Consider the following 20,169-nt stretch of genomic DNA (forward strand, 5'->3'; position numbering starts at 1 on the left):
CCTACTGCTGGTACCCCTCGACGACGGCCGTCGTCCGCTCCTGCTCGGTGTCGGGGTCCTGACCGGCCCGGCGGCGGGCCTCGCGGCGGCGCAGCAGGTCCCAGGTGCGGTCGAGCTCGACCCCCAGCGCGTCGAGGCGGGCGCGTTCGTCGTCGGAGAGCCGTCGCCCGATGTGGGCGCGTTCGAGATGGTGCTCCTCGTCGACCAGTTCGGTGATGCGGTGGCGCAGGTCCTCGTCCATGCCTCCAGCGTGCACCAGTGCACGGCCGGCCCACCACGGCGGTCGGTGATCTCGGCGTGGACTGGGTAGTGCGGTGTCCACAAACGTTCGCCGGGTCCTCGCGGGCCCAGGTGGCGCCTCGCTGCGTTGTCGTCGCCGCCGATACAACCCGGTATCGGCGGCTCCTCCGCCTTGCGATGCATCCACCTGGATCCCGCGAACACCCCGACAACGTTCATGGACACCGCACTAACCTGCCCGCATGACGCCCCGCACCGAACCGCCGTTCCGGGCCGACCACGTCGGAAGCCTGCTCCGCCCGCCGACCCTGCTGGCGGCGCGTGCGGCGCACGCGGCGGGGGAGATCGACATCACGGCGCTGCGTGCGGCTGAGGACGAGGCGATCCGGGACGTCGTCGCGATGCAGGAGCGGGTGGGACTGCAGGCGGCGACGGACGGGGAGTTCCGGCGCACGTCGTGGCACATGGACTTCATCCACCGGCTCGGCGGGATCGAGCGGACCGACGAGCGCATCGAGGTGCGGATGCACGGTGCGTCGGGCGACACCGCGTTCACCTCGGCGGGCATCGCGGTGCGGTCGCGGGTGCGGCTCGACGAGCCGATCTTCGCCGACGACTTCGTGTTCCTGCAGAACGCGGTGACCACGGCGCTGCCGAAGCTGACGATCCCGTCGCCGAGCATGGTCCACTACCGCGGAGGGACGGCGGCGGTGGACCGGTCCGTCTACCCGGACCTCGACGGGTTCTGGGCCGACCTCTCGGCCGCCTACGCCGACGAGGTCCGCGCGCTCGGCGATCTCGGCTGCCGCTACCTGCAGCTCGACGACACGAGCCTGGCCTACCTCAACGACCCCGCGCAGCGGGCCGCGATGGCCGCGCGCGGGGAGGACGCCGACCACCAGCACCTGCGCTACATCGCCCAGATCAACGCCGCGCTCGCCGGAAAGCCTGCGGACATGCGGGTGACCACCCACATGTGCCGCGGCAACTACCGCTCCTCGTGGGCGGCCGAGGGCGGCTACGACTTCGTGGCCGAGGCGCTGTTCGGCGAGCTGGCCGTCGACGGGTTCTTCTGCGAGTTCGACGACGAGCGGTCCGGCGGCTTCGCGCCGCTGCGGTTCGTGCCGCCCGGCAAGCAGGTGGTGCTGGGCCTGGTCACCACGAAGCGCGGTGAGCTGGAGGACGCGGACCTGCTCAAGCGGCGCATCGACGAGGCGGCGAAGTACGTGCCGCTCGATCAGCTGTGCCTGTCGCCGCAGTGCGGGTTCTCCTCCACCGTGGAGGGCAACACGCTGAGCTACGACGAGCAGGTCGCCAAGCTCGAGCTGATCGTCCGCGTGGCGGACGAGGTCTGGGGCTGAGTTTCCGGACAGCACGAGTCGCCAGGACCGAGGAGCCGTGACCGAAGGACCGGCCGGGTGGGCGCGCCCGCTGCACGCTGCGGTGCTCGACGCCGCGGACGTCGTCGCCGGGACGACGCTGCTCGACCTCGGCTGCGGGACCGGTGAGTTCGCCCGTGCCGCCGCGGACCGCGGGGCGCGGGTGACGGGCCGCGACGTCGACCCGGCGGCGGTGACGCTGGCGGGCGCCGCGGTGCCGGAGGGCCGCTTCGCGACCGGCGACGCGCAGGACCTCGGGCCGGTCGACGCGCTCGGCGGCCCGTTCGCGGTGGTCACGGCGGTCCAGCTGCTCACGCACGTCGCGAACCCGCTCAAGCTGCTGCGCGAGGCGTCGCGGGTGGCGGTGTCGGGCGGGACGTTGGTGCTGACGGTGTGGGGCCGTGAGCACGAGTGCGACGTGCGGATCTTCGGTGAGGCGCTCGCGCCGTGGCTGCCGTCGCCGCGCCGCCCGCCGAGACCGCCCGCGCTGACCGACCCGGACCGCCTCCGGAAGGTGGCGTGGCTGGCCGGGTTGGCGGTGGCCGGGATCGACGCGGTGACGTGCACGTTCGACTATCCGGACGACGACGCCGTGCTGGGCCCTCTGCTGGAGTCGGGGATCGGCCGGGCGGCGGTCCGGCTCGGCGGCCCGGAGGCGGTGGTGAAGGCGGTGCGTGCGGCGCTGGAGCCCTACCGGACCGGCGACGGCTACCGGTTGCAGAACCTGTTCCGCGTCCTGGTCGCGCACGCACCGTAGCTGCGCCGTGGTCCCGTGTTGCCTGGAAAGCCACCTTGCAGACGCGTGGTGACATGAAGGTGGCTTTCCTGACATCGGGGTGCGGCGGTGTTGGTCGCGGAGGGTGATGGCGGCGCCTGCTCGGGTGGCTCGTGCGGCGCCGCGGCGGGTGCGGGGATAGCGTCGCGCCCGTGCGAGTAGTGATCGCGGGAGGACACGGACAGATCGCGTTGCGGCTGACGGCGCTGCTGGCGGGACGCGGGGACGTCGTCACGGGGGTGGTGCGCAATCCCGACCATCGCGGCGACGTCGAGGCCGCAGGTGGGACGGCCCTGGTGAGCGACCTCGAGGCGGTGAGCGCGTCGGATCTCGCCCAGCAACTGGTGGGCGCGGACGCCGTGGTGTTCGCGGCGGGTGCCGGGCCGACGAGCGGGGCGCCGCGGAAGGACTCCGTCGACCGGGCCGCCGCGGTGCTGCTGGCCGACGCCGCCGAGCTCGCCGGGGTGCGGCGCTACGTGCAGGTGTCGGCGATGGGTGTCGACGAGGAGCCGGACGCGTCCCTCGGCGAGGCGTGGGTCGCCTACCTGCAGGCGAAGCGGGCCGCGGAGGACGCGGTGCGCGCCACGCAGCTGGACTGGACGATCCTGCGACCCGGACGGCTCACCGACGACCCCGGCGTCGGGAAGGTCCTGCTGGCGTCGTCGGTCCCGCGCGGGGCCGTCACCCGGGACGACACCGCCGCCGTGCTCGCGGCGGTGCTCGACAACCCGGGCACGATCGGGCAGACCCTGGAGCTGGTCGAGGGCGACGACGACGTGTTCGCCGCCGTCGCCGCGATCGCCCTGACGCCACCGGTCGACGACGACACCGACGATCCGGGGAAAGCCTCTCCCGAGGACACGGCGGCGGCAGGTCCGGGCGAGGTCGGTCCCCGTGAGTGAGCGCGAGGTCGACGTCGTCGTCATCGGCGCCGGGGCGGTCGGCGAGAACGTCGCGGACTACGCCCACCGGTCCGGACTGTCCACCGTGATGGTGGAGTCCGAGCTGGTCGGCGGCGAGTGCTCGTACTGGGCGTGCATGCCCAGCAAGGCGCTGCTGCGTACGGCGGACGCGGTCGTCGCGGCCCGCCGCCTTCCCGGCGTCACGGCCGAGTACGACGTCGAGGCGGTGCTGAAGCGCCGCGACTCGATCGCCCACGGCTGGGACGACTCGAGCCAGGTCGACTGGGCCGAGGGCGCGGGGATCCCGGTGGTCCGGGGCCGGGCCCGCCTGGACGGGGAACGCGTGGTCCGGGTCGGCGACGAGGTGTTCCGCGCCCGACACGCGGTCGTGGTCGCCACCGGCAGCCGTCCGGTCCGCCCGCCGATCCCCGGCATCGACTCCGTCCGCGTGTGGACCAGCCGCGACGCCACCTCCGCGCATGCGGTGCCGCGCCGGCTCGGTGTGCTGGGCGGCGGGGTCGTCGGCTGCGAGCTGGCCCAGGCCTGGCGAAGGCTCGGGTCGGAGGTGGTGCTGCTGGTCCGCGGGCCGCGGCTGCTGCCGTCGGTGGAGCCCGTCGGATCCGAGAAGGTCGCGGCGGGGCTGCGTCGCGACGGCGTGGACGTACGGCTGGACACCGGGCTCGACTCGGTGGCCGCGGACGGCGACGCGATCGCGCTGCAGGTGGGCCCTGCAGGATCCAGGCCGGAGACGATCGTGGTCGACGAGCTCCTGGTCGCCACCGGCCGCCGGCCGAACGTCGACGACCTGGGGCTCGAGTCGGTCGGCGTGACGCCCGACGGGCCGCTGACCGTCGACGACACCGGGCTGGTGCAGGGGATCGACGGGCAGTGGCTCTACGCGGCGGGCGACGTCACGGGCCGGGCGCCGCTGACCCACCAGGGCAAGTACGACGCGCGGATCGTCGGCGCGGCGATCGGGGCCCGCGCCGCGGGCGATCCCGTGGACACCGCGCCCTGGGGTGAACACGTCGCGACGGCCGACCACGCGGCCGTCCCGCAGGTCGTCTTCACCGACCCGGAGGTCGCGTCGGTCGGGCGGACCGCGGAGCAGGCGAAGGAGGCCGGGCTGAACGTCCGGGTGGTCGACCTGCCGATCGCGGTGGCCGGGTCCACCATCCAGGCCGACGACTACGACGGCGCGGTGCGGATGGTCGTCGACGAGGACCGCGGTGTTCTCGTAGGCCTGACGTTCGTCGGTCAGGACACCGCCGAGATGCTCCACGCGGCCACGATCGCGGTGGTCGGGGAGGTGCCGCTGCGACGGCTGTGGCACGCGGTGCCCGCCTACCCGACGATCAGCGAGGTGTGGCTGCGGCTGCTGGAGGCCTACCGGAGCGGCTGACCTCTACGGGGCGGCCTGCGACAGCGCGGCCGCCAGACCCAGGGTCACGGCCATCACGGTGACCTCGACGCCCGCCCACCGCAGCACCGGCATGCGCCCCGCGGCCATCCGGCGCCGGGTCACCAGACCCAGGAGGCCGAGCAGCACCAGCGCGCCCACCTTTGCAATGACGAGCGCGCCGTAGCCGGTGAGGAACAGCGCCGCCCACGACCCGAGACGGACCTGCGCGGTGAGCAACCCGCTGACCGTCACGACCGCCAGGCACGCCCCGGCCAGGGTCGAGAACCGGGGCAGTGCCCGCGCCAGCAGCTCGCGCCGCCTGCCGAGCAGCACGAGGATCGCGCCGAGCCCGCCGACCCACAGCGAGGCGGCGGCGACGTGCAGCGCCACGGTCGTCACCGCCACCTCGTGGCTCGCCGAGGAACTGGCGTGCCCGGTCACGCCGGGCGTCAGCATCCCCAGCAGCGCGATCACCAGTACGACCCGGATCGCGACCAGGTCCGGGTCGCGCAGCCGGGCGACGGCGCAACCGAGCACGGCTGCGGCACAGGCGACCGTGAGGAGGGCGCCCCGGCCCGCGGCCAGGTTCGTCGCCCACACGAGTAGGTCCGGGCCGGTCAACGAGCTGACCGGGCGGCCGTAGCCGTCGGCTGCGCGGAAGGCGATCCCGAGGAGCGCGATCACCAACCACACGCCTCCGGCGGCGACGATCGCCCGGTCCGCCCGGCGGCGCACCCGGTTCGCCTCGGATGAGCCCACCGGGATGAGGACGCCGACGAGCGCGAGCCCGACGCAGGTGATCCCCGCGATGTCCGCGCCCGCACGCGTCAGGCCGGTGCCGAACAGGGTCGGGAGCGTCGTGCTGCGCAGCGCGCCGGCCAGCACGGCCGCCACCACCGAGGTGGCGGCCGCGACGAGCACCCACAGCGCCGGCGTCAGCCGGGCGGCCGGGCGGATGGCCGTCCGGTCCATGCCTCGCTCCCTTCCGCCCGACAACTTCGGGCCGAGCACTCTGTGGGCCGGCATTCGTCGACTCAGCTGCGGCGGCTCAGCCGCAGCGCGACGGCCGCACCGGCTGCCACCAGGATGACCGCGCCGACCAGCCAGGGCCAGATCGGGGCGCCCCCGCTCGATCGGCTGTCGGCCTGCGGGTCGACCGCGGTCGTCGCCGGGGCGGCGGCAGGAGCGGGTGCGGGCGCCGCCGCAGCGGTGGGCGCCGCCGTCGCCGGAGCGGCGGCCGCACCGGGGCCGGCCGTGGTCAGCGTGAACGACACCTTCCCCGACACGGGGTGGCCGTCGTCGGACACCACCCGGTAGCCGATCTCGTAGACACCGGCGGGCCCGAGCGGCGACACGGCGGTGCTCACCTGACCGTTCGACGCCGACACCTGGCCGCTCTGGTAGTTCGTGCCGTCCGGACCGACCACGGACAGGGTCGCGAACTCGGCCGAGATGGCTTCGTTGAAGGTCAGCGAGACCGACGCCGGAGCGGTGTCGACGCTCGACTTGTCGACGGGATCGCTGCTCTCCAGGCGCGTGTGCGCGAACGCGGGCGCGGCGCCGAGGAGCAGCGCGACGCACGCGGCGACGGTGGCCGCGAGCAGCCGCAGCGCGACGCGGGTCATCGCCCGGCCTCGCTGTGCTCGCGCTCCGGCGCGGCAGCCGCGGGGCGATCCGCGCCGGAGGCACGGCGGGTGCGCAGCACGGCCCCGCCGCCGACGCCCAGCCCGAGCGCGCCGACGAGCAGGCCGGCGCCGGCGAGCCAGCGTGCGGTGTCGTCCGTGGTGTCGGTGGCGGGGGTCTGCACGGCGGTGTCGGTGGGCGTCATGGCGGCGTGGCCACCGCTCTCACCCGTTGCCGGGGTCAGGGCCAGGGTCGGCGCGGGCCGCTCGGGCTCGGAGCCGTCGGGGTTCATGGGCTGGTCCCACGCGACGACCTCGCCGTCGTCGTAGGTCTGCACCGCGGGCAGGGCGAGCTCGTCGACCCCGGTGGGCAGCGGGCCCACCGACAGCGGGAACTCGAGGAACTCGCCGGGGCCGATGCGGGTGCCGGGGTTCGCGGTCCAGGTGACGGTGCGGACGGCCTCGCTGACCGTGCGCTCGCCCACCTGCACGGGCGGGTTCACCGCAGCCTTCGTCATGGTGGCGGTCCAGCCCGGCACCGGCGTGGTCCGGACGCTGCTGAGCGGGTGGTCCGCCGGCAGGGTGACCTCGAGCTTGACGGTGCCTGCCGTGTCGGACTCGTTGGGGACGCGCAGCGAGACGACGCTGTAGCCACCCTGCGCGGCTTCACCGGGCTGGGCGGTGACGTGGGCGAAGGCCGGGGCGGCACCGAGGACGGCGGCGGTGGCGGCGACGGACAGGACGGTGCTCAGGCGCAGGGCGCGCCGACGAGCGGAGGTGCGGGACACGGGGTTCTCCGGTGATGAACGACACGCCGCGGCGGGAGCGCGGCGGGGTTGTGGACGGGATGCGCGGGATCAGCACCCCACCGGAGGACCGCGACGCGTCGGCACCGCGGCCCGCGCGAGCTGGCGTGCGACGCGGGCGGCCGACGCCACACGGAGCGGCCGCAGCGGGCCGTCGGCGGGCGGGACGAACGGGCGCCGGGGCAGCACCCGGCGCAGCGCGGAGCCGACGGCGGCCAGCGCCTGGTCGGCGTGCCGGAGCAGCACGGTGACGACGAGCGTCGCCGCGGCGTGCAGGGCGAACATCGTCAGGCCGCTCGGCGCGGCGTCGAAGGACGGGTGCGGGTGCAGGACCGCCAGCAGGACGTGCAGCGCGTACTGGCCGCCCCCGAGCGTCGCGATCGTGGCCCGCACGCTGCGGCAGCGGTCGGCGACTCCCACGAGGGCCCCGGTGAGCAGCGGGAACAGCACGACGAGAACGGCGAGGTCCGGAACCGCGCCACCGCCGAGGACGTGCCCGACGGCGATCAGCAGCGTGCTGAGGCCGGCGGTCACCACCCCGCGCAGCAGGCGGGGCCCGCGCGCGGTCCGGTCGTCCATGGGTTCACAAGCTAGCCCCGCCCACCGACAGGTCACATCGCCCGCGACCCCCAAAGCGGGGCGGGTGGCGCCCCTCAAGCGGCGGGCGGTCGACCCCGCGGTGGCCGCCGGGAGGGTGCCGCTCGCCGCGCGAACCGGACCGTGGATCAGGCCGTGCGGCCGACGCCCAGGTGGTCGAGCAGGGTCAGCTCGACCCGGTCGAGCTCGGCGGAGACTGCCCGGTGCGCCGTCTTGCGGCGCTGCGGCGGCATCTGCTCGGCGGCGCGGACGGCGAGCGCGAGGTCCTCCAGCCGGGGCCGGGTCTCGCGGGCGAACCGGCGTGAGGCCGTGGTGGCGTGCGCCTCCGTGCCGTCGTCGAGATCGCCGAGGGCGGTCGCCAGCTGGTCGATCCGCGCGTGCAGCGCGCCGCCGCGCCCCGAGTACGCGTTGAGCTGCGACGGGGTGACCCCGAGCCGTGCGGCGCGGTAGGCGTCCCACTGGGCACGGGCGACGCCCGCGGCGGCCAGCGCGTACGGGACGAGCAGCGGCAGGACGACCTTGCTGAGGCCGATCATGCGGCGCGCCCTGGCGGGGGTCATCGGTCCGCGACCGCGGCGGACGTTCTCGCCGGCCTGCTCCGCGGCGGCACCGGCCTTCCGAGCGGCGCGCCCCGCCCGCTTCGTCACGCCGCCTGCGGCCTTCGTCGCGACGGCACCGACCTCGCCCGCCACCGCCGCGTCCACGGCGGTGCCCACCGCGGTGCTCACCGCGGTGCTCACCCCTCCGCCCGCCCCGCGTCGCCGCTTCATCCGTTCCTCCTCGCAAAGCCCGGATGTCGGGGACCGAGCCCCGGACACACCCGGCACGTCCGGGGCGCCAGCTTAGGGTGCGGGCCCGTGCACAGGAGCTGATCACCCCGGATCGTTGCCCGCCGACCACTGTGTGGGTGGACGGCCCAGCTCCGGAACTGGCAGCGCCGGAACTGTCAGCGCCGGAACTGTCAGCGCCGGAACTGTCAGGGGTGGTCACTACCCTCGGCACCGTGACCGCCACTGCGAACCCTGTGCCGGCGCGGGCGCCCGGTGCGGTGCCCGTGGAGGTGGTGCTCGACGCGTCGGCCACCACGCACTGCCGCCGCCGGATCCACCTCGACCACGACCCGTCGTCGGTCGCGGCGCCGCGGGCGCTGCCCGATCCGTCGTCGGAGCAGCGCCGGGCCGACGCCGCGGAGCACCGCGTGCAGATCGGCGTGCAGCTGGCCTCCGCGGCGGGCGCGGGGTGGCATGCGGTGCCGCCGGACGTGTCGGACCGCGTGGCCGCCACCGCGGCCGCGGTGGCCGCGGAAGCGCCGCTGATCTGGGGCGCGGTCCTGCCCCGGTCGGTCCTCGACGTGCCGTCGGTGCGGTCCGGCGTCGTGCTCGGTGGGCCGGAAGGCGGTCGGCGGGGCGGCGCGGAACTGCTGGTGCGCCTGCCGGGCGGCGGGTACGTGCCGCTGATCGTCGTGCGGCACCGCATCACCGATCCCGGCAGCGGCGCCCTCACCGCACCCCTGCCCGAGACGGACCCGCGGCAAGCCGTCCCGGATCCGGCGCGCAAGCCCCGCACCCAGGCGCGTGATCTGCTGCGGCTGGCCCACCTGCACCGGATGTTGGAGGCCGCGGGCTGGGCCCCGGGGCCCGGAGAGCCGTTTCGCGACCACGGCGCGGTGATCGGGCTCGATGCCGACGTGGTGGTCTGGCACGACCTGGGCGCCGGGCACTGGCCGGGCGAGCGCAGCACGCTCGCGGAGTACGACGCCCGGTTCGCCGACCGGATCGCCGTCGCCACGGCCGCCGCCACGGGCGCGCCGGCGCTCGCCCGGCCGTCGCGGATCATGGAGTGCCGCCGATGCCCGTGGTGGCCCACCTGCGAGGTGGAGCTGGAGCGCGAGCAGGACGTCAGCCTGGTCGTGCGCGGCGATGCCGCCACCGCGCTGCGAGCAGCGGGGGTCACCAGCGTGGCGCGGCTCGCGGCGCTGGACCCCGCGGCGGAGCCGCCTGCCCCCCTCGCCGGCGCACCGTTCCCGGACCTGGTCGCGCTGGCGCGCGCCTGGCAGCGGGGCCTGGCCGTGGTCCGGCGGGTGCCGGAGGTCCGCGTCCTGCGCGCCGACGTCGAGGTGGACGTCGACATGGAGAGCTTCGGCGAGTCCGGGGCCTACATGTGGGGCGTGCTGCTCACCCGGCCGGGCGGCACGCTGCCCGGCGACGAGCCGGAGGGCTACCGCGCCTTCGCGACCTGGGAGCCGGTGCCGACCACGGACGAGGCCCGCTCGTTCGCGGCGTTCTGGACCTGGCTCGTCGGCGTCCGCGACCGGGCGGCCGCGACGGGCCGGACGTTCGCCGCGTACTGCTACAACGAGCAGGCGGAGAACCGCTGGCTGCTGGCCTCGGCCCAGCGGTTCGCCGGCCGGCCGGGGATCCCGGACGTCGCCGAGGTCGAGGCGTTCATCGCGGACGACCGCTGGGTCGACCTCTTCGCGGTGGTCGGCGAGTGGTTCCTCTGCGCGCACGGCAAGGGGCTCAAGCGGATCGCCCCGGCGGCCGGTTTCGCCTGGCGCGACCCCGAGGCCAGCGGGGAGAACTCCATGCGCTGGTACCGCGACGCAGTGGGCATGGACGGCGTCGAGCCGGACCTCGCCCAGCGGCGGCGGCTGCTGGAGTACAACGCGGACGACGTCGCGGCCACCCACGCGCTGCGCGAGTGGATGACCACCCGCGTGGTGGAGGAGGTGCCGCTCGCCGTCGACCTGTAGCGACTTCGCACGTCACACGCGATCCTGCGTTGCACTGTGGACGGTCCCCCAGATTCGGGGTACGGACCCCCCTCCGACGCGGCTGCTCCGTTCGAGGTCGTGATCCCAAGCTTTTCCCAGGTTCCCGGGTCATCCCGGCCGGGACGGCGGGGAGGTGGCGGCATGGGTGGCTGTCCGTTCAGCGGTGCTGCCGAATCGGTGGCGGAGACATCGGTGTCGCGGCGGAGAGTGCTGTTCGGCGCGGCCGGTCTCGCCGCGGTCCCGGTGCTCGCCGGGATCGCCCCCGCGGCCGCCCAACCGGTGGTCCCGGCGCCCGTTCCCCGGCCCGCCCCCACGCCCACCCCCGGTGCGGCGGCCGCGCTGACCAAGCTGCAGAAGGGCCGGGCGGCCAAGGGCGCCCACGGCGTCGGCGATCCGCGCGGCTCGGACATCGTTCTGCGGTCCGGGCGTGACCGGGAGGCCCGCTTCGGAACGATGTTCAAGCGGCTGCAGGCGTTCAACCCGCCGGACGCCCTGCTCACCGCGCTGGCCCTGAAGATGAACGACGGCAAGGCGCCGCTCAACGACGTCAAGGACAGCGACGTCGCCTTCGACAACGAGACCATGCCGGCCGGGTACATCTACTTCGGCCAGTTCGTCGACCACGACATGACGCTGGACAAGACGCCGCTCACGCAGCAGAAGCAGGACGTCCGGGGGATGGTCAACTACGACACCCCGAAGTTCGACCTCGGCAGCGTCTACGGCAAGGGCCCCACGGGCAGCCCCGAGCTCTACGACCCAGCCAAGCCCGGCTACCTGCTGGTCAATCCGCACGACGAGCTGTTCGACCTGCCCCGCGACGGCGTCGGCGCGGCCTACCTCGGCGACCCGCGCAACGACGAGAACCTCATCGTCGCGCAGCTGCACGTGGTCTTCCTGCGCATGCACAACAAGCTGCGTGACGCCGGCAGGACGTTCGAGCAGGCCCAGCAGCAGCTGCGCTGGACCTACCAGTACCTGATCGTCAACGACTTCCTCGCGCGGATCGTCGGGCAGGACGTCGTCACCAGCCTGATCCGCCGCCGGGGCACAGGCCCGATCCAGTTCACGGGCCGGCTCTACCAGCCCCGCAACGTCAACAAGCCCTACATGCCGGTGGAGTACTCCGGCGCCGCGTACCGCTTCGGCCACAGCATGATCCGGGCCGAGTACGAGGTGCAGGACGGGCACACCGTGCCGATCTTCGGCCAGGACGGCTACGAGGACCTGCGCGGCAACCGCCAGATCCCGCCCAGCCTGTGGATCGACTGGAACTACTTCTTCGAGATCCCGGGGATGAACACCCCCGACGACCGCAACATGGCGCGGCTGATCGACTCTCAGCTCTCGCTGCCGCTGTTCAAGCTGCCGTCGACGGTCGTCGCGCCGACGACGGGCGCGATCGTCGCGTTGGCCGAGCGGAACCTGCTCCGCGGCAAACGGCTCGGCCTGCCGGCCGGTCAGGACGTCGCCACCGTCATGGGGATCAAGCCCCTGACCAACGCCCAGCTGGGACTGACCGAGCCCGGGTGGAAGGGCAAGGCGCCGCTGTGGTTCTACATCCTCAAGGAGTCGGAGCTGCTCGGCGGGAAGAAGCTCGGCCCGGTCGGCGGCCGCATCGTCGCCGAGGTGATCCTCGGCCTGATGGCGCTCGACAAGACCTCGTACTTCACCGCGAACCCGTCGTTCGTGCCCGGGCCCAACTACAAGATGGGCGACTTCATTCTGGCGGCCGACGCGATCGACCCGCGGGCGCGCATCGTGACGCCGGAGGAGCCCGAGGACCCGAACGCCCCGGAGGAGCCGGAGGCACCCGAGGACCCGAACGAGGTCGAGGAGCCGGAGGACCCGAACGAGGTCGAGGAGCCGGAGGCGCCCGAGGCACCCGCAGCGGGGGCCGACACCGGCCCGGCGAAGCTCCCGGCGGACGAGCTGGTCAACCCCGCGGCGACCGCACCGGTGGAGTCCGGGTCCCTCACCGTGCCGGTCTGAGGTCGGATCGGGACATTCCGGTCGAATCAGCTTGACTCCCACGTAGCCGGGGAAAGACCGGGGTGTGACTACCGAAGACACCTTCACCGTCGAACCCTGGTGCCTTCGGGAGCCCCGGCTCGAGCTCGACCAGCTGGCGAGCACCGAAGCCGTCCTCACGGTCGCCAACGGCAGCCTGGGCGTGCGCGGGACCCTGGACGAGGGGGAGCCGGTGGGGATGCCGGGCACGTACCTCGCAGGCGTGCACGAGCTGCGCACGATGGTCTACACCGAGACCGGCAGCGGCGATCCCGAGTCGACCGAGACCCTGGTCAACACCATCGACGGCACGGCAGTCCGGCTGCTGGTCGACGGCCACCCGCTCGACGTCCGCACCGGCACGCTCCTGCACCACGAACGCGTGCTCGACTTCCGGGCGGGCACGCTGTCGCGCGAGCTGCGCTGGCGCTCGCCGGACGGCCGCAGCGTCGAGGTCACCTCCACCCGGCTCGTGTCGCTCGACCAGCGCGGCGTGCTCGCCCTGCGCTACGCGGTGCGCGCGCTGGAACGGCCCGTCGAGGTCGTGCTGCAGTCCGGGCTCGTCGCCAACACCCAGCAACCGCACCTGCCGAGCCACCCCTCGGCCGTCGACCTGCTCGAGCATCCCCTCGAGCCGCAGGAACACGACGCGAACGGCCGGCTCACTCTCGTGCACCGCACCCTGCGCACCGGGCTGCTGGTCGGCGCCACGGCTCACCACGACGTCGAGAGCCCCGCCGAGCTCGACGTGCACGGCGAGGCGACCCCCGACCACGCCCGGTTCACGGTCCGCGCGAAGTTGGAACCCGGCGAGTCGGTCACGCTGACCAAGCTCGTGGCGTACGCGTGGTCGGACACCCACGAGCTGCCTGCGCTGCGCGATGAGCTGGCGGGAGCGCTGACGGTCGCCCGGCACGAGGGCTTCGACGGGCTCCTCGCGAGCCAGCGCACCGTCCTCGACGGCTTCTGGGAGTGCGCGGACGTCGAGATCGACGGCGACGACGAGCTGCAGCAGGCCGTCAGGTTCGCGCTGTTCCAGCTGCTGCAGGCCACGGCGCGCGCCGAGGGCCGGGCCGTCGCCGGCAAGGCGCTGACCGGCACCGGCTACGAGGGGCACGCCTTCTGGGACACCGAGACGTTCGTCCTGCAGGTGATGACCGCGGTCCGTCCGGAGGTCACCCGGCACGCCCTGGGCTGGCGGCACGCCACGTTGCCGGCCGCCCGCGAGCGGGCTACGACGCTGGACCTCAAAGGCGCGGCCTTCCCCTGGCGGACGATCACCGGCCCGGAGTGCTCCGGCTACTGGCCCGCCGGAACGGCGGCCTTCCACGTCAACGCCGACGTCGCCGACGCCGTGCTGCGCTACGTCGACGCCACCGGCGACGAGGAGTTCGCCCGCGAGGCCGGCGTCGAGCTGCTGGTGGAGAGCGCGCGGCTGTGGTGCTCACTGGGCCACTGGGGCCGCGACGAGCGCTTCCACGTCTTCGGGGTGACCGGACCCGACGAGTACAGCGCGCTCGGCGACGACAACGTCTACACGAACCTGATGCTGCAGCGGAACCTGCGCGGCGCCGCCCGCTGGGTCCGCCGGTACCCCCAGGCGGCCGAGCCGCTGGAGGTGACCCTCGACGAGGTCGCCGCCTGGGAGCAGGCGGCCGACGCCGTCTGCATCCCCTACGACGACGACCTGGGCGTGCACCCGCAGTCGGCCGGCTTCACCCTCGCGCCCCGCTGGGACTTCGCCGGCACCCCGGAGGAGAACTACCCGCTGCACTCGCACTACCCGTACCTGCAGCTCTACCGCAAGCAGGTGGTGAAGCAGGCCGATCTCGTGCTGGCGCTGTTCCTGCGCGGCGACGCGTTCACCGACGAGGAGAAGCTGCGCGACTTCACCTACTACGAGGAGATCACCGTCCGCGACTCGTCGCTGTCTGCCTGCTGCCAGGCGGTCCTCGCCGCCGAGGTGGGGCTGCCGCACCTCGCGCACGAGTACGTCGTGGAGTCGGCACTCGCCGACATCCGCGACCCCGAGCACGACTCGTCGGACGGCCTGCACGTCGCCGCGCTGGCGGGGACGTGGCTGGCGCTGGTGTGCGGGTTCGGCGGCCTGCGCCAGGTCGACGACGGCTTGTCGTTCCGGCCCGTGCTGCCCGACGAGCTGCCGCGACTGCGCTTCCGGCTGCTGTTCCGCGGACGGCTGCTGCGGGTCACGGTCGAGCCCGGGCAGGCGACCTACGAGCTGCTGCGCGGCGAGCCGCTGACGGTGCGCCACGAGCGCGACGACCTGGAGCTGGCCGTCGGCGTGCCGGTGACGCGGCCGACCCGGCCCCGCCCGCGCCCACCGCTGCCGTCGCAGCCCGAGACGCGAGCCCCGGGTCGGGGCACGCTCCGCGACGACAGCCGGCCCGGGACGCCCGCTTCGGCGGGTCATCACGAGCAGGCCTGAGCCGGGGGCGGTGCCCTGTCGGGTGGGTCACTCTCATTAACCTCCTGCTGAAGCGACCTGCAGGAGGACCGGTGACCTTGATCCCCCGCCCGTTCCGGACGGCCCGGGTGGCCGCCCTGCTCCTCGGCGGTGGCGTGCTCCTCGGTGCGTGTGCGCAGCCCGGCCAGCTGGGCCAGCCGGTTCCGGCCGCGCCCGCGGCCCCCGCGGCGGCGCCCGTCGCCGTGCCCGCGCCCGTACCCGCCACCGTCGAACCGGCGGCGGGGACGGTGGACTCCAAGGTGACCATCCGGACCCCCGGCCCGGCCGTCTACGCGGTCCGCACCGTCGTGCTGGCACCCGGCGAGACGCAGGAGTGGCACCGCCATCCCGGCACGGAGACGGTGATCGTGCGGAGGGGCGCCGTCACGCTCGGGCGCGAGGGCGGCTGCACGCCTGCCCGGTTCGGCGAGGGGGAGGCGCTGTTCGTCGGCGACGCGGTCCCGCACCGCCTCGCGAACGACGGCACCGCTCCGGCCGAGCTGGTGGTGACCACGCTGCTCGCCCCGGGCGTGCCCGACAGCGAGGACGTGTCCTCGCCCTGCCCGGAGGACTGAACCGGACGAAGGGCTCACCGCTCGTCGCCACGTCCGCCCCACCGGGCCACTCTGTGGAATCGTGGACCCCGATACGGGCCCGCCGGGTCCGTACACCCCCACGGCGGAGGCTCCGGGAGGAATGCAAGCGAGAACGGTCGCGGGAGCGGACGGACGCACCTGGTCGGTGCGCCGCAACATCGAGTGGAAGACCCCGGCCACGGGGGACGAGTTCGAGCACGACGTCGACGGCGGCCGCGGTGCGGTCCTGCTGATCCTCTCGGCGCTGTTCCTGTTCTGGGTCGTGCTCATCATCTGGAAGCCGCCGCTGGTGCACATCCCGTGGTACCTGTGGCTGATCGCCGTGGTGATCCTGCTGTTCTTCCCGGTCCGCTGGATCATGCGGCGCCCGTGGACGCTCGTCGCGGAGACCAGCGGCGGCTACGACCTGCCCGCCGAGCACTGGACGGGCATGGTCCGCGGCCGCGGCAGGGCGAAGGAGGAGATGCGCGTGCTCGTCCGCAGCCTGCGCACCCGCGCCACCCCCGGCCACGCCGACAGCCCCCTGCATCCGGTGAACTGATGCCGGAGCTACCGGAGGTCGAGGCCCTCGCCCACCACCTGCGCGAGAGCGCCCTCTACCGGCCCGTCGCGCGGGTGGACGTCGCCGGCATGAGCGTGCTCAAGACCTTCGACCCGCCGGTGTCAGCACTCCACGGGCGCGTCGTCACCGGAGCGGCCCGGTACGGGAAGTTCCTGGCCGTCGAGTTCGCCGACCCCGGGTCGGGTGGGAGAGAGGCAGGCCCGCTGCACCTGATCACCCACCTGTCGCGGGCCGGCTGGTTGCGCTGGCACGAGACGGCCGCCGCCGCCCCGCCGAAGCCGGGTCGCGGTCCGCTCCAGTTCCGCGTGCACCTCGACGCCGTCGGAGGGCCCGGGTTCGACCTCACCGAGGCCGGAACGCAGAAGCGCCTGTCGGTGTACCTGGTGGCCGACCCGCAGGAGGTCCCGGGCATCGCCCGGCTCGGTCCCGACGCGCTCGCGCTCTCCCGCGACGAGTTCGCGGAGCTGCTCAGCGGGCACACCGAGCGGATCAAGAACCTGATCACGGACCAGCGGACGATCGCCGGCATCGGCAACGCCTACAGCGACGAGATCCTGCACACCGCGAAGCTGTCGCCGTACGCGGTCGCGGGCCGGTTGAAGCCCGAGCAGATCGACGACCTGCACGCCGCGATGACGGGGGTGCTCGGCGACGCCGTGGCCCGCTCGGTCGGCCAGGGCGCGGCGACGCTGAAGGGCGAGAAGCGCTCCGGCCTGCGCGTCCACGCCCGCACCGGCCTGCCCTGCCCGGTGTGCGGTGACACGGTCAGGGAGGTGTCCTTCGCCGATCGGTCGTTCCAGTACTGTCCCGGCTGTCAGACCGGTGGCCGGCCTCTCGCCGACCGCAGGCTGTCCCGCCTGGTGAGGTAGGAGCCGTGGAGGTACTGCTCGGGTCGCCCCCCTTGCTGGTGCTGCTCGGGGTGGTCGTCGGGGTGCTGGCGACGGTCGTGGTCGTCCTGATCGCCCGCGGCAGGCGCAACACGTTCGCGACGCCGCTGGAGAAGGCCACCTTCGGCACCCTGCACACCGTCGCCCTCGCCGCGCCCGCGCTGCGCGAGGGCCTGTCGCCGTCGTCGGCCGCCTTCGCCCTGCCCTACCTGCGCACGCTGCTCGACAACCCCGCCCTGGCCATGACGGACAGCCGCGGTGCCGTGCTGGCCTGGGACGGCGACGCCGACCACCACGAGCCGGACGTCGTCGCGCTGGCGGACGAGGTGATCCGCACCGGGCGCCAGCAGGTGCTCTCGCACAACAGCATCCAGTGCGACCGCGCCGACTGCGAGATCCGCGGCATCGTCGTGCAACCGCTGGAGATCGAGGGCTCGATCGTCGGCACCCTCGCCGCCCTGACCAACCAGACGGCCGGTCCGGTGCTGCTGCGGGCCACCGGCGAGGTCGCGCGGTACGTGTCGAGCCAGCTCGAGCTCGCCGAGCTCGACGAGTCGCGGGCCCGGCTCAACCGCGCCGAGGTGCGCGCGCTGCGGGCGCAGATCTCGCCGCACTTCGTCTACAACGCGCTCACCACGATCGCCTCGTTCATCCGCACGGACCCCGTGCGCGCCCGCGAGCTGCTGATCGAGTTCGCCGACTTCACGCGCTACTCGTTCCGCACGGCGGGGGAGTACACCACGCTCAAGGACGAGCTGAACAACATCGAGCGGTACATCCGCCTGGAGAAGGCGCGCTTCGGCGACCGGCTCAACATCAAGCTGGAGATCGCGCCCGAGGTGCTCTCGGTGGTGCTGCCGTTCCTCGCGCTGCAGCCGCTGGTGGAGAACGCCGTGCGGCACGGGCTCTCGGGCAAGCCGAACGGCGGCACGATCACGATCACCGCCGAGAACGCGGGTGCCGAGTGCGTGATCATCGTCGAGGACGACGGCGTGGGCATGGACCCGTCGAGGCTGACCGAAGACCTCGACGACGCGCACCTGTCCGGCGCGCACGTCGGCCTGGGCAACGTCGACGACCGGATGCGCTCGGCCTTCGGCGACGACTTCGGCCTGGTGGTCGACACGAACGTCGGCGCCGGCATGAAGATCACGCTGCGGGTGCCGAAGTTCCGGGTGGGCATCCGGGTGTGAAGCGGCGTCGGGGCCGTCGACGGCCACGCGTAACGTAGCCACATGGACGCGCTTCGCCTTCCCGAGCGGCTCGCCGCCCGCCTCCCCGGACGCCTGCCCGGTCGTCTCGGCGACGACGGGCACCCGGTGGTCCCGCTGGTCAGGCTGCACGGCGTGATCACTCCCACGGCGGGCCCCGTACCCCGGTCCGTGATCAACTCTGTGAGCACCGAGAAGGTGCTCGAGCGCGCGTTCACGCGTGAGCACGTCGTCGCCGTAGCCCTGCTGGTGAACTCGCCGGGTGGCTCGCCCACGCAGTCGGCGCTGGTCGCCGACCGCATCCGGGGCCTGGCCGACGAGCACGAGGTGCCGGTGATCGCCTTCTGCGAAGACGTCGCGGCCTCCGGCGGCTACTGGCTCGCCTGCGCGGCCGACGAGATCTACGCCCACCCCACGTCCATCGTCGGGTCCATCGGCGTGGTGAGCCAGAGCTTCGGGCTCGAGGGGCTGCTCCAGCGGATCGGCGTGGAGCGGCGGCTCTACACGGCCGGCAAGTCGAAGTCGCGCCTCGACCCGTTCCTCCCGGAAAAGCCCGAAGACGTCGTGTGGCTGCGGGGGCTGCAGGACCAGCTGCACGCGATGTTCCGCGAGTGGGTGGTGGCGCGGCGCGGCGACCGTCTCACCTCGGACGTCGAACTGTTCGACGGCGAGGTGTGGACCGGTGCCCGCGCAGCCGAGCTGGGGCTCGTCGACGGGCTCGGCACCGCGCGGGGGGTGCTGACGGAGCGCTTCCCCGACGCGGAGCTGGTGCCGGTCGAAGGGCGGCGGCCGCTGCTCGCCCGGCTGGGCATCGGTGCAGCTCCGGCGGCTGCCAAACACGAACCAGCCGATCTTGTCATGCAGTTCGCCCAGGCGGTTGAGATCCGCGCGACATGGGCACGGTACGGTCTGTAGCTCGTAGTGCCGGAACGCTTCCGAGCGGTATCCGATCGGTGCACGACTCTGGCACTTACGCCGTTTCGCAGTCACCATAGTCGGCGGAGCCGGACGGAAGATCACCGGCCCCGGACGACCGGAATGCAGGATGAGGAGATCGTGGACGGTAACGACAACGGTGGCGGCCTGGTCGTTCTCGCGGTCGACGACGAGCACCCCGCGCTCGAGGAGCTCGCGTACCTGCTGGGCGAGGACTCCCGGGTGGGGACCGTGCTCAAGGCCTCCGACGCCACGGACGCCCTGCGCATCCTGAACAGCCGTCAGGGGGTCCGCGAGGCCGCTTCTGCGGCGCCGGGTACCCGTCCCGGCCCCGGCGGGCCCGTCAACCCCGCCACCGGGGTCCGGCTGGCCGAGCGCACGGACGTCGAGGTCGTGTTCCTCGACATCCGCATGCCCGGCCTCGACGGCCTCGAGCTGGCGCGAGTGTTCAAGTCGATGGCGCAGCCACCGTCGGTGGTGTTCGTGACCGCCCACGACGACCGGGCCGTCGACGCCTACGAGGTGGGTGCGGTCGACTACCTCCTCAAGCCCGTGCGGACGGACCGCCTCGCGGCCTCCATCGACCGGGTGCTCACCAACCGGGCCGTCGGCACCGCCGAGCCGGTTCGCGACGACAGCGGCGAGGACGAGGTGATCCCGGTCGAGCTGGCCGGCACCACCAAGCTCGTGCCGCGGTCCGCGGTCCGCTACGTCGAGGCGCAGGGCGACTACGCCCGTCTGCACACCCAGGAGGGCAGCCACCTGGTGCGGATCCCGCTGTCGGTGCTCGAAGACCGGTGGCGTGAGGCCGGATTCGTGCGGATCCACCGCTCGTTCCTGGTGTCCCTCCCGCTGGTCACCGAGCTGCGGCTGTCCGGGTCGGGCTACGTCGTGCGGGTCGGCAGCGGGCCGGACTGCGCGGAGCTGCCGGTGAGCCGCCGGCACACCCGCGAGTTGAAGGACCGCCTGGTTCGCGCGACGAAGCAGGCATGGAGCCAGAGGTGACC

At 73.7% G+C, this 20,169-nt stretch carries 18 protein-coding genes and 1 pseudogene; 13 read left to right on the top strand and 6 right to left on the bottom strand.

What is annotated here, in order from left to right:
• Nucleotide 1: 1 nt before the first annotated feature.
• Nucleotides 2-241: a DUF2630 family protein gene (locus tag RM445_RS02355; protein ID WP_311554254.1), complete on the bottom strand. Its 240-nt coding sequence runs from the start codon at nt 239-241 to the stop codon at nt 2-4.
• Nucleotides 242-482: 241 nt separating this feature from the next.
• Here RM445_RS02355 and RM445_RS02360 point away from each other — a divergent pair, with 241 nt between their 5' ends.
• From RM445_RS02360 to RM445_RS02375, 4 genes and pseudogenes are all read left to right on the top strand, one after another.
• Complete coding sequence (locus RM445_RS02360; protein ID WP_311554255.1) at nt 483-1,601, top strand: 5-methyltetrahydropteroyltriglutamate--homocysteine S-methyltransferase; 1,119 nt, start codon at nt 483-485, stop codon at nt 1,599-1,601.
• A gap of 37 nt (nt 1,602-1,638) precedes the next feature.
• On the top strand, nt 1,639-2,376 hold the full coding sequence (locus RM445_RS02365; protein ID WP_311554256.1) for a class I SAM-dependent methyltransferase: 738 nt from the start codon (nt 1,639-1,641) through the stop codon (nt 2,374-2,376).
• Between the two features lie 170 nt (nt 2,377-2,546).
• Nucleotides 2,547-3,194 (top strand): annotated as a pseudogene (locus RM445_RS02370) (SDR family oxidoreductase); the annotation flags it as partial.
• 94 nt (nt 3,195-3,288) lie between these two features.
• Nucleotides 3,289-4,698, top strand: a complete 1,410-nt coding sequence (locus RM445_RS02375) for a dihydrolipoyl dehydrogenase family protein (RefSeq protein ID WP_311554257.1) — start codon at nt 3,289-3,291, stop codon at nt 4,696-4,698.
• A gap of 3 nt (nt 4,699-4,701) precedes the next feature.
• Here RM445_RS02375 and RM445_RS02380 read toward each other — a convergent pair whose 3' ends face one another.
• From RM445_RS02380 to RM445_RS02400, 5 genes are all read right to left on the bottom strand, one after another.
• Nucleotides 4,702-5,670 (bottom strand): copper resistance D family protein, encoded by a 969-nt coding sequence (locus RM445_RS02380; RefSeq protein WP_311554258.1) that lies wholly within the window; start codon nt 5,668-5,670, stop codon nt 4,702-4,704.
• A 62-nt stretch (nt 5,671-5,732) separates the two neighbouring features.
• Nucleotides 5,733-6,323 carry a copper resistance CopC family protein gene (locus tag RM445_RS02385; RefSeq protein WP_311554259.1) on the bottom strand — a complete coding sequence of 197 codons (591 nt, stop codon included), beginning with the start codon at nt 6,321-6,323 and terminating at the stop codon, nt 5,733-5,735.
• Complete coding sequence (locus tag RM445_RS02390) at nt 6,320-7,108, bottom strand: YcnI family copper-binding membrane protein (RefSeq protein ID WP_311554260.1); 789 nt, start codon at nt 7,106-7,108, stop codon at nt 6,320-6,322. Before RM445_RS02390 ends, RM445_RS02385 begins: the two co-directional genes overlap by 4 nt.
• 69 nt (nt 7,109-7,177) lie before the next feature.
• Nucleotides 7,178-7,705, bottom strand: coding sequence for a hypothetical protein (locus RM445_RS02395; protein ID WP_311554261.1), 528 nt, complete (start codon nt 7,703-7,705; stop codon nt 7,178-7,180).
• Between the two features lie 146 nt (nt 7,706-7,851).
• The gene (locus RM445_RS02400; protein WP_311554262.1) at nt 7,852-8,493 is read right to left on the bottom strand and encodes a DUF6474 family protein; all 642 of its coding nucleotides are present in this window, start codon (nt 8,491-8,493) and stop codon (nt 7,852-7,854) included.
• A gap of 278 nt (nt 8,494-8,771) precedes the next feature.
• Here RM445_RS02400 and RM445_RS02405 point away from each other — a divergent pair, with 278 nt between their 5' ends.
• From RM445_RS02405 to RM445_RS02445, 9 genes are all read left to right on the top strand, one after another.
• Nucleotides 8,772-10,475, top strand: a complete 1,704-nt coding sequence (locus RM445_RS02405) for a TM0106 family RecB-like putative nuclease (RefSeq protein ID WP_311554397.1) — start codon at nt 8,772-8,774, stop codon at nt 10,473-10,475.
• Nucleotides 10,476-10,688: 213 nt separating this feature from the next.
• Nucleotides 10,689-12,488 carry a peroxidase family protein gene (locus tag RM445_RS02410; RefSeq protein ID WP_311554263.1) on the top strand — a complete coding sequence of 600 codons (1,800 nt, stop codon included), beginning with the start codon at nt 10,689-10,691 and terminating at the stop codon, nt 12,486-12,488.
• A gap of 64 nt (nt 12,489-12,552) precedes the next feature.
• Nucleotides 12,553-14,952, top strand: a complete 2,400-nt coding sequence (locus RM445_RS02415; RefSeq protein WP_311554264.1) for a glycoside hydrolase family 65 protein — start codon at nt 12,553-12,555, stop codon at nt 14,950-14,952.
• Between the two features lie 71 nt (nt 14,953-15,023).
• Nucleotides 15,024-15,545 (top strand): cupin domain-containing protein, encoded by a 522-nt coding sequence (locus RM445_RS02420; RefSeq protein WP_311554265.1) that lies wholly within the window; start codon nt 15,024-15,026, stop codon nt 15,543-15,545.
• 121 nt (nt 15,546-15,666) lie between these two features.
• Complete coding sequence (locus RM445_RS02425; protein ID WP_311554266.1) at nt 15,667-16,107, top strand: hypothetical protein; 441 nt, start codon at nt 15,667-15,669, stop codon at nt 16,105-16,107.
• Nucleotides 16,107-16,997: a DNA-formamidopyrimidine glycosylase family protein gene (locus tag RM445_RS02430; RefSeq protein ID WP_311554267.1), complete on the top strand. Its 891-nt coding sequence runs from the start codon at nt 16,107-16,109 to the stop codon at nt 16,995-16,997. The genes RM445_RS02425 and RM445_RS02430 overlap by 1 nt, the downstream gene beginning before the upstream one ends.
• Before the next feature lie 5 nt (nt 16,998-17,002).
• Nucleotides 17,003-18,208 carry a sensor histidine kinase gene (locus tag RM445_RS02435; protein WP_311554268.1) on the top strand — a complete coding sequence of 402 codons (1,206 nt, stop codon included), beginning with the start codon at nt 17,003-17,005 and terminating at the stop codon, nt 18,206-18,208.
• Nucleotides 18,209-18,250: 42 nt separating this feature from the next.
• Entirely contained in the window at nt 18,251-19,141 is an 891-nt protein-coding gene (locus RM445_RS02440; RefSeq protein ID WP_311554269.1) for a S49 family peptidase, read from the top strand.
• A gap of 141 nt (nt 19,142-19,282) precedes the next feature.
• The gene (locus RM445_RS02445) at nt 19,283-20,167 is read left to right on the top strand and encodes a LytR/AlgR family response regulator transcription factor (RefSeq protein WP_311554270.1); all 885 of its coding nucleotides are present in this window, start codon (nt 19,283-19,285) and stop codon (nt 20,165-20,167) included.
• Nucleotides 20,168-20,169 lie beyond the last annotated feature (2 nt).

It is taken from the genome of Pseudonocardia charpentierae, from assembly GCF_031845345.1.
In the GTDB taxonomy this organism is placed as follows: Bacteria; Actinomycetota; Actinomycetes; order Mycobacteriales; family Pseudonocardiaceae; genus Pseudonocardia; species Pseudonocardia charpentierae.